Raw genomic sequence first — 10,835 nt, 5'->3', positions numbered from 1 at the left:
GAAAGCTTTTTTTTGTCACATCAACGAAAGGTGTGTTATCTATATCCGCTAATTTATCTAGATAATCACGGATAATTTTTTTGTTCTTAATCATTGATGCGTACATAGTTAAATCCATCGTTAAAATAAAGATGTCATCAGCAATACATGACCACGAAAAGTTATGTTGCTGACAACCCTGTCCTCTTGGACGCACTTCAATAACACTCTGGTTAAGTTAGAGCCTGCTCTTTGGCGCTAAAAACTAATTAACAAATAAAAGGACTGAGGCGTTTTGACATCATCATCACCTTGATAAAAAAGTTATTTAATACGTATTACATGATCCGATAAAAAAAGTATAGGTAGTCAATGAGCTTTAATGAGTGAAAATAAACGTTAAATTATGACTTCGTATTCGCTCATTAATATTGACGCTCAATTAGATAATCTTTGTGACAGTTTATATCTATAAGAAATATAAACTGTCAGAGTGAAATATAGGAATAATGTGATAAACTAAATTATCAGGAGGGATTATCAAATGGTTCACAATCTGACAGGTTAAATATGTAATTCAATGAATTGAATAATACCATTACAGCCTCTTCATGTGTGTTATACAGCAAAAAATAATAAATATTGATGTTGGAACCGTAAAAATCTGATAGATTAAAAATAATTCACTTTCAGTATAAAATTATTAGACTATAACTTTAAATATGATGGGAAATAATTGATTAGATGTAAGAGCTGTATTTAATCTAGGGTTGTTTATTATCTTAAGAACCAGATTGTTGTAAATATCAATTGGAACACTCTAAACCCAGCTATCCTGTCGTGTCCATTCAATACACCGGTGTTTTCGTGACGCTATACGATTTATTTACAAGCTGGTTTAATGATCAACTTTGATCATCGCTTTTATTTGCGATTTGGAATGGTTCCCAGCTTACTAGTGATGAAAATAACTCCATTTTGCTGTTTAGCATTGACTAATGCAGGGTATCATACACTGCATTATTCGCATATCAACATACCATCAGCAATAACTAATCTTAGGGAGGCAGGGCAATAGTGTAAATTGGTGTTTTTAGTTACACATATAGTGCCTAATAGCAGGTAATGCCAAACCAATCATCAAACTCAAACAACAACTTGGTAGCAAGCTCGCTCAATTTACCCAAAGGTGGAGGCACGATACAGGGACTAGGTGAAAGTGTAGGCAGTGTGGGTCCCATGGGTATGGCAAGCATGAGTATTCCATTACCAATTTCATCTGGACGAGGCTATGTACCTGATCTGAGCCTTAGCTACAGTAGCGGGAGTGGCAATAGTGAGTTTGGACTGGGTTGGTCACTACCGTTGATGAAGATAAGCCGGCGAACGAACCGAGGTGTGCCACACTACACCGATCAAGATGAGTTTATTGGGCCAGATGGCGAAGTGATGGTGCCTGCTCGTAATGCAAGTGGTAATGTGATTAGCCGAACATGTAATCAGTATAACGATAAACCACTTAACGCCACTTACACAGTAACACAATACTTACCCCGAATAGAAGCCGCCTTTAGCCTTATCGAGTATTGGTGCAATGATACAACACCAGAAGATAATTTTTGGTTAATACATCAGGCTGACGGCCAGCTTCATTGCTTGGGAAAGACCCCGATAGCACGAACAGCTAATCCCACGGATAACACACACATAGCTGAGTGGTGGTTAGAAGAAAGCGTTTCACCAACACATGAGCATATTGTCTACCTTTATAAAGCAGAAGATACATCTGGTATTGAGCTATCAGGGCCAGAGGCGAAAAGAGAACATGGAGCACTAAGCTACTTAGCACAGGTTCGTTTTGGTAATAGTATTGCCGCTAAACACCTTTATGCTTGGGATAATAATGCTGAAAATCAAACATACTTGTTTACGTTAGTGTTTGACTACGGAGAGCGAGGGTTGGATCCCCTAAACCGTCCAAACTTTGACTCCGCAGGTAGCCCTTGGCTACCAAGACAAGATTCCTTTTCAGGATATCACTTTGGCTTCGAAACGCGTTGTCACCGGTTATGTCGGCAGGTTTTGATGCTCCACCACTTTCCTGTGGAGCTGGGGGAAGATGCCACACTCGTCAGTCGGCTGATGCTCAATTATGAAGAAAGTCCTGTTATTAGTCAGCTGAGCAATGCTCAGCTGTGGACTTATGATGAAGCTGGCATGGGATTCATGAATCCACCTTTATCACTTAATTACATACCCTTCAAGGTTGAACTGTCAGCTGAAGGGTGGCAGACATGGCCAGGAAGTCCAGGGCTGGATAATGGCCAACCTTATCAAATTATTGATCTCTATGGTGAGGGGGTTCCAGGTCTACTCTACCAACATAATAAAGCGTGGTATTACCAGTCACCAGTTAGAGATACACAATCAGGTTTAACAGATGGAGTCACTTACAGTGATTGGCAGTGTGTACCTCAAGTGGCTACAGCCACTACAGGATCAGGTCTGCTTATGGATATGACGGGTGATGGGCGTTATAACTGGATTGTCGCTCTACCAGGTTGCTCAGGTTTTTTCACCATTAATTCTGATAAGACGTGGCGTGGTTTTACGCCTTTTAATGCTATTCCTAATGAATTGTTTCATCCGCAAGCCCAGTTGTTGGATTTAGTGGGAGATGGTTTGACAGACATTGCTTTAGTGGGACCCAAAAGTGTTAGGCTATATGCTAATGTACGGGATGGCTTTGATACGGGGCATGAGGTGAACCAACCTGCCAACATTACCTTACCAAGCCTAGGTCGTGATCCATCAGCATTGATTGGTTTTAGTGATATATTAGGTTCTGGTCAACAACATCTTATAGAGGTGCGATATAACAAAGTAAAATGCTGGCCTAACTTGGGACGAGGCTACTTTGGTCAAGTGCTTGAGTTTGAGTGTACTCCCTTTGATACACAAGAGCGCTTCAACCCCAATCAACTATTCCTACTGGATATCGATGGGTCGGGTGCTGTCGATATAGTGTACGCCTCCAGTAACCAACTTGCCCTCTATCTTAATCAATCTGGCAATGGTTTTGCTGACCCATGTTATTTGCCTTTGCCTCCTGATGTTCATTTTGATCAGCTTTGTCAGCTCACTGCCGCAGATCTTAGTGGTAAAGGGGTTGCACAATTAATTTTAACAAAACCTTATATGCAAACTCAGCACTGGTATTACACCTTTTGCCAAGAAAAGCCTTACTTATTAAGTGGGCTGAATAACAATATGGGAGCTGATACCCGATTCACTTACCGTAGCTCAGCTCAGTTTTGGCTTGATGAAAAGCAGGAAGACTCCTCACGCGTTTCTTACTTACCTTTTCCTATGCATCTTGTCCATCAAGTAATCCAAACGGATGAAGTAACAAATAATAAATTAAGCCAGTCTTATACTTATAAAAAAGGGATCTATGATGGACAAGAACGAGAGTTCCGTGGCTTTGGTTTAGTCGAGGGCGTAGATACGAATGATAATTCGAAGCCAACAGGGGAAGATATCGCCTTCACGCCACCAGTTTTAACGAAAACCTGGTACCATACAGGGTATGAAGAGGATGAAAATACCCATTTACTCCAAGGGTGGAATGAAGATGCAGAAGCATACACGATCACTCCAACTCGACTGACCCAATGGTTACCCTCAGCAGCAAGCGAAGATGACTTTGCAGGAGATGGTGAGACTCAGTGGTGGCTATACAGGGCATTAAGGGGAATGCCTTTGCGTATAGAAATATATGGTAATGATAATTCAGAAAAAGAATCTACACCCTATACCGTGAGTAGTTTTCGTTATCAGTCACGTTTAATTCAAGAAGCACTAGGTTCATCATCACCCGTTGTATTTCCTAGTCAACTCGAAACATTGACTTATCAGTATGAGCGTATTTTAAATGATCCTCAGGTTTTACATCAAATCACACTGTCTATCGATAGATTGGGGTTTCCAACACACCTTATTGCCATCGCATACCCTCGTAGAAAAAGCGTGACTGCTGCTGTTTATCCGGATGCTTTGCCAGAAACCGCTGTGGAAAGCTCTTATGATGATCAGCAATTAAAGTTACGACTCAGTGAGCAGCTCCAGCGCTGTCACCATTTGCAGAATAATATGGCTTGGCAGTTAGGCATTATCTGGCAGCAACGACAAAATGCGTATGTTATTGATACACCGACTATTCCTGCAGATACAGGTTATAACTTTGAGGCGTTGATTGACCCAGGCAGCCATCTGAATACTGAACCTGCAGTATATGCAGGACAAACGGTCGCTCACTATACAGACGCTATGCCCTCTCAATTGCCCGTGTTACTGGATCACATCGAAACCGTAACGCTTGATGAGCAGTCACTACAAGCTTATGAAGGCATACTTGATAGTATTCAGCTAGAAGAAAAGCTATTGGCTGCAGGTTATGTTAAAACTAATAAAGTGTTAGGTGATGATGCTGCAGATGAAGTATGGATGGTTCAGTCAAACTTCTTTACTTACTTTGATGAAGATACTTTTTTCAAGCGACACACTCAGCAGCAAACGTCACTAACAGGCGCTCTCACTTATTATTACAACTCATATGGCTTTCTATCTTCTATGGAAGATAGTATGAGTAGCACGGTGAGCGTTGAGCAGTTTAATTATCGGTTTTTATCACCGATGCACATTGTTGATATTAATCAAAATAGTAATGAAGTAGCGTTTGATAGCTTTGGCCGCGTTACTGTGAGTTCGTTTTACGGCACAGAAAAAGGTGAACAGGCTGGGTTTGAGCCTATCAATGGCTTTACGCCTCCTGCAACAGTAAACGATTTGATCATAATCAGTAATTCCACGGATGTGTTACCTGTTGCAATGACCTCCGCTTATGATGCTTTCAGCTGGATGGGACGCCTTCCAAAAAGTGAAGTGGATGCCATTGATATGAGCTGTTGGAGTGCTATGTTGAGCGAAGGGCTCTTATTGACCATTCCTTATACAAATGAATATGCATATATTACCGCTAAAGGTCATTACTGGGCTGTCAGTGAAAATGGTTTGTTAGATTATAATAGTACAGTGGTGAATGCATTAAAGTCGAGTATTCTAACCATTGTTAGAATACCCTCCCATGCTGCGACATTACAGCCAGACCGTTATCCTGATGACTTAGGTCAGCAAAAGAGAGTCAGTGTTGTTTATAACGATGGCTTTGGACGTGTAGTTCATACCTCCCGTAAAGACGAGCCTGGCTTAGCATATGTTAGAACGCCAGAGGGAGAGCTGGAAATAGCGGGTGATGGGAGTCTAGTAGAGGAGACATCAGACCCTCGCTGGTCTGTGTCTGGCCGTGTTGAATATAATAATAAAGGACTGACTGTACGACAGTATCAACCTTACTTCATTAATGATTGGCAGTATGTAGTTGATACAGCCATGCGTACTCAGGGCTATGCAGACACACACTTTTATGATGCTTTGGGTAGAGCGCACAGCGTAATTAATGCAAAAGGCTATATACGGCGACTGACCTACTATCCCTGGTTTGTGGTGTCTGAAGATGAAAATGATACATTAGTTGGATGGACTCCAAGGTATGAAGAGGTAGTAGAAAGTATTTCAATTGATTATAACTTGATCGATTATGATGGGCTGGATACAAGCTGTAATCGTACGAATATATTTTGCAACTCAATGGCTGAGGTAAGACTTAGCTCCCGCCTAGATCTGACCACGTATAGTTCTCGAAATGATGGTGGTGTGGAGATTCCAATGCAGTGGGAGCTAGCTGAAGATCCTATTGCTAAAGTAACAAACTACCAGTTAATGACTTACGCTACTGACCCCCCCTCTCAACCACTATGGCTTATCCAAACAAGAACCAAACTAGACACTTCTGGAGTTTTATCCCCTATACCAAGAAGCTTTGAAGCCCACCCTACCACCGCACAGATGAACTCTATTATTGGCTCAACTCCAAAGACCGTTCAGAGGGATCAAATCTCTATAAGTGTTACACCACTAGAAAACGATAATGAGGACAAAACTGAAGAGTTATTAATGGTTTACTATGAGGTAAAGCTAAAATGTGTCACTCAGGATGTGCCAGACTTACACTTCTTCGTCGCATCATCCATGAATTGTGCATACTCTGAAGAAGACAGCTCTATACTAGTCTCTGAATTACCCAATAAAACAATAGTAAAACGACTTGCTCCTGAATTGAGTATTCAGCAAACTGATCTTACCAGCATAACAAATGTACAGCATGAAATAGACGAAAGACTATGTTACGCCTATTGTGTAATAGATGCTAAAAACATCACTGATTATAATGTTATGGATGCCAAAAATCCTAATAAATGGGGATGGAGCCAAAGCAATAGCTCATTTGACGAAGATGAGTGGATTGAAGGTGGTCAGGTATATTGGCGAAGAACCTCTAAAGGAGGCATCAACGAGGTGAAAAAATGGGTAGCATGTTTTGAAAATGACCAGAATGCTGCCAATATAAGTAGCCACACAATTACAAATAATAATGACGGCAGTCCTTACTGGAGCATGCAAATAAGCTCTAATGAACCAAACTCGATAGCAATCTGTGCTTACCTTTACATAAGGGATGCCTCTGTTGATAATAACGATTGTGATCAAGGGGCTTATGATGGACAAGCTACTTGTGAGTTTGCTGATCGGTATGGTAATAGCTGCGAAGATTTAGTTGTTACAGGGTAGCAGATATTGTTGATAATTAAATTAGGTAAAACTGTTTAGTGACGATACCCTAATATGAATGAACTGAAAGCAAGTTGCATGTTTGCTTTGAGATAGATGATTACAACAATGATCAGCTGACTATAAGATAGGAAGTAACTACTAAAAATATTATTTTAACAGACTGATCTTCCAGCCAGAATCTGAGGACTCAAAGATGAGTTTAGAAACTATAGGTCAGATTTGCCGATGTACCCCGGCTATCAACGTATTAGGTCAAGCTGGGCAGGTTATTCGAGCACTCGCATACAATCGTCAAGCAGCAGAAGCAATGCTTGACGAAAGAATCACACGGCATGAGTTTAATGCCCTTGGTCACTTAGTGAGCAGTGTAGACCCTCGTTTCTTTGGCTCAGAGACGCATAACTTCATCAACAGCCATTCATTGAATGGTCAAACATTATGTACCATGAGTGCTGATGCAGGCACCACACACACATTATATGATGTGGCGGGTCGACCTGTATGGAGCCATGATGCGCGAGGTACAGAACAAAACTTTACCTATGATACTCTTGGCCGCCTCATCAAGCGTGAAGAAACCCTCAGTGGAGAAGACACTCGAGTAGCAGAGCAGTTTATTTACGGTGAGAGGTTGAGTTCTGAGTTAGAGTTAGCTAATTACAACTTACGAGGTCAACTGGCTAAACATTATGATACAGCAGGTGTCGTAGATGTAAGCACACAAGGCTATGCGTTAGTTGGAGGAAACTTTCAGCAAGGACGAAAGCTGCTCCCTACGGACACTCAAAGTGACTGGCAAGGCGATTATGAAAGTAATCATGTAACATGGGAAGATGCTCTGGAAGAGTACAGTTATACGACACAAGCTTCCTTTGATGCGACAGCGCAAACACTCACGCAAACAGATGCTGCAAACCACCAGCAGCGTTATGAATATGATATTGCCGGTCGATTAAAAGCAAGCTGGGTTACGCTAAATGGAACTATTGAGCAACCTATTCTTGACTCAATCACTTACAGTGCGGCCAATCAAAAACTTCGAGAAGAAGCGGCCAATGGGGTTGTGACTGAGTATGGTTATGAAGCAGAAACGCAACGCTTGCTGTCCATGACTACATCACGACCAACACAAGCAAAAACCGTTGATATACTCCAACAGCTAAACTACGAGTATGACCCTGTTGGTAATATTGTCAGTCTTCAAAATGGTGCGGAAGCGGTTACCTTTTTTCGTAATCAACGTACTGATGCGAATCAATATTATCAATATGATGCACTCTATCAGCTTATCCAAGTCAATGGCAGGGAAAATGCTACAATCAGCCAAAACCCTACTGATAACCCAGATGCGTTAATCCCTCCGCTTGATGCAAATCAGTTTACACCTTACACACGGAATTATACTTATGACCGATGTGGAAACTTAACACAACTCCAGCACATTGGAGAAACTGTCAGTTATAACCGTGAAATAGTGATTGCCAATTCAAGCAATCACGGGATGTTAAAAACGAATGGCCAAACACCTGATACTGTGGATGAGTATTTTGATGAATGTGGTAATCAGATTCAGCTTGATACAGGGCAACTACTCGCCTGGAATGGTCTTAACCAGTTATCACAGGTCAATACTGTGGTTCGTAGCCAGAGTAGCGATGATACTGAGTGTTATCAATATGCGGGTGATGGAATCCGTATCCGAAAGCTACAGCGTAGCCAAACAGCACGCACAACGAGACAGCAAGAAGTCATTTACTTGCCAGCATTAGAACTACACAAAACGAGTAATGGTGCTGTTGTGGACAGCGAGATGGAAGTGATTACGATAGGTCAAGCAGGTCGCTATCAGGTACGTGTATTGAACTGGAAGACAGGCAAGCCAGCTGAGATCAACAATCAGCAAATACGTTACAGTATGGATGATATGATTGGTTCAAGTCTGCTGGAGCTGGATAAGGATGCTAATATTCTCACAAAAGAAGAGTACTATCCTTACGGTGGTACAGCTGTTCGTGCAGCGAAATCAGCGATAGAGGCAAAATACAAAACTGTCCGTTATTCAGGCAAAGAGCGTGATGTGAGTGGTCTGTGCTACTATGGGTATCGTTACTATCAACCTTGGCTGGGACGGTGGTTGAATGTTGATCCATCAGGTACTGAAGATGGACTTAATTTGTATCAGATGGTATCCAGCAACCCTGTTTCTTTCTTTGATAATAACGGCTTAACTGGTTGTCGAGCATATACACATTACCATGAGCTTAATACTTTTCTTGAAGAACTTGATGACCTGTATGCTCATCTTCGTTCTTTTCATCGTACCCCTAGGGAGCATATTTTATCAACAGCAGGACATAACGTTACTAAAAGATTTACTCTACTCATGGCTGATGCTGCATTGTCAGTTTTTACTTCACTAACAGTAGCTGCACCTGTTGCTGCAGCTGCAGGCCCTATAGCAGGACCATTTTTAGGAGGAGTTGCTCAAACCACTGTTCAGGATTTTCTAGCAGTAGGTGCTGATGCATTAATTAGTTTGTTTATGAAAACTCATAATTTGACTCCAACAGGAGAAAATGAATTAAAAAGAATAAAAAATGCAACTCAACACGGCGTTGAAGCATTTAAAAGAAAACTAAAGGATAGTTACTCCTATGATGCAGTCTATGACAACATGACGACATTTTTGACTAACTACCTTACAGGAGTCGCTGCTTCAGCAGTGCTTCCTCCTGGAGCCGCTCAAGTGATCGGCTATGTGAATACCCCTATGAATCGTGAGCCTTATCAAGCAGCTCAAGCATTAAGGCATGCTTTCAACCAAAGCGAGCAGGAAATCACGCAGAGGCTATATACAAACTTAGCGGAAATTCGACAAGTTATATCTGCAACTCAGGAACACTTAATAGAAGACTTTGACTTTGAAACTCGTCATACCCATGGTCACCATATCCATCCAATACTATCGAGAAGACACACTGCAATGATCCGTCCGCGTACAGAGTATCATCACCATCACGAGAGAGCTAGAGGAAGATTTTTTCATACTATAGATAGAGACAAAATTAATCGTTTAATGACAAGGCTAGATAGGCGAATGGCTGATTTAACTTTGTATCCAATTAACGTCCACTCAAGTCATCCTCGAAGCCATAGGAGGTAATGGTTTGGTTCCGTCGCAAATAATTCAGTAATTGAAAAAGCACTTTTCCCTGGACACAGTTATTCTGCTAATGAATAAAATTGTTCAGCCGGTGATAAATTGCCACGGAATTGTTTTTTCATTTGCCCTTTTTTCAGCATATGCATCAGCTCAATACCCGTTAAGGTTTTCTGTGCCGCATGAAAATGCTGAAATCCCAGCATCGGTCGGGTAACCCGTTTTACACCTTGATGATCTTGTTCAACGATATTATTAAGATATTTAACCTGGCGAACTTCAATCTGCTGGTGGCTGGCTTTATTATAAGCGTTAACAGCCGCCTTATTCGCACCACTTTTATCCATATTAATTAAGCTGGGTTTGGTATTTCGCAGAATGGCTTTATTTAAAAATCGTAAGGCCGCCTTCTTATCACGCTTGGCGGTTAATAAAAAATCAATGGTGTGTCCGGTTTTATCAGCGGCTCGATAGAGATATTTCCACTTTCCTTTGACCTTGATGTAGGTCTCGTCAAGCCGCCACCGGCCGATCGGTTGCTGCTTTTTTTTATGAAACGCTTTTTCCAATTGTGGGCAGTAGTGAACCACCCAGCGCTGAATGGTGCTGTGATCTACATCGTAGCCACGCTCTTTCATCATCTCTTCAATTTGACGATAGCTCAAGGGATATGCCACATACCAACGAACAGACTGTAAAATCATTGATTGCTGAAAATGGCGACCTTTAAAGCTGATCATTATGTATTCACTTTGAGCCGATAAGATAAGCTGAGGTTAGCAGAATTCCAGGGCTAGGCATATTTGCGACGGAACCACCTATCGCTATTTTTGATGGTCATACGCACCATTTTGACTATAGTAATTTAATAAATGACCCTACATGGGGGACAGTGCCTGTTTTCACTACAGAAGCAGCTTTTTATGGGGGGTATCATATTGTG

The 10,835-nt window shown here is 41.5% G+C and carries 4 protein-coding genes; 2 read left to right on the top strand and 2 right to left on the bottom strand.

The annotated features are described in order from the left end of the window. The coding region (locus ACQ96U_RS26605) for a hypothetical protein (protein ID WP_431724317.1) at positions 1 to 196 on the bottom strand (196 nt) is incomplete at its 3' end. A gap of 908 nt (positions 197 to 1,104) precedes the next feature. On the opposite strand from ACQ96U_RS26605, the gene ACQ96U_RS26600 reads away from it, so the two are divergent. Both ACQ96U_RS26600 and ACQ96U_RS26595 read left to right on the top strand, forming a co-directional pair. Beyond that, positions 1,105 to 6,729: a SpvB/TcaC N-terminal domain-containing protein gene (locus ACQ96U_RS26600; protein WP_431724316.1), complete on the top strand. Its 5,625-nt coding sequence runs from the start codon at positions 1,105 to 1,107 to the stop codon at positions 6,727 to 6,729. A gap of 196 nt (positions 6,730 to 6,925) precedes the next feature. After that, entirely contained in the window at positions 6,926 to 9,895 is a 2,970-nt protein-coding gene (locus ACQ96U_RS26595) for an RHS repeat-associated core domain-containing protein (RefSeq protein WP_431724315.1), read from the top strand. A gap of 59 nt (positions 9,896 to 9,954) precedes the next feature. Here ACQ96U_RS26595 and ACQ96U_RS26590 read toward each other — a convergent pair whose 3' ends face one another. After that, positions 9,955 to 10,632, bottom strand: a complete 678-nt coding sequence (locus ACQ96U_RS26590; RefSeq protein ID WP_431724314.1) for an IS6 family transposase — start codon at positions 10,630 to 10,632, stop codon at positions 9,955 to 9,957. Positions 10,633 to 10,835 lie beyond the last annotated feature (203 nt).

Source organism: Zooshikella sp. RANM57 (genome assembly GCF_050749885.1).
Lineage (GTDB): Bacteria > Pseudomonadota > Gammaproteobacteria > Pseudomonadales > Zooshikellaceae > Zooshikella.
The sequence above is the reverse complement of the archived record's forward strand: the minus strand, read 5'-3'. Positions and strand labels throughout refer to the sequence as shown.

Coding starts and splice junctions, on each gene's coding strand:
- ACQ96U_RS26590 (WP_431724314.1), bottom strand. CDS start 10,632: ATGATCAGCTTTAAAGGTCGCCATTTTCAGCAATCAATGATTTTACAG.
- ACQ96U_RS26600 (WP_431724316.1), top strand. CDS start 1,105: ATGCCAAACCAATCATCAAACTCAAACAACAACTTGGTAGCAAGCTCG.
- ACQ96U_RS26595 (WP_431724315.1), top strand. CDS start 6,926: ATGAGTTTAGAAACTATAGGTCAGATTTGCCGATGTACCCCGGCTATC.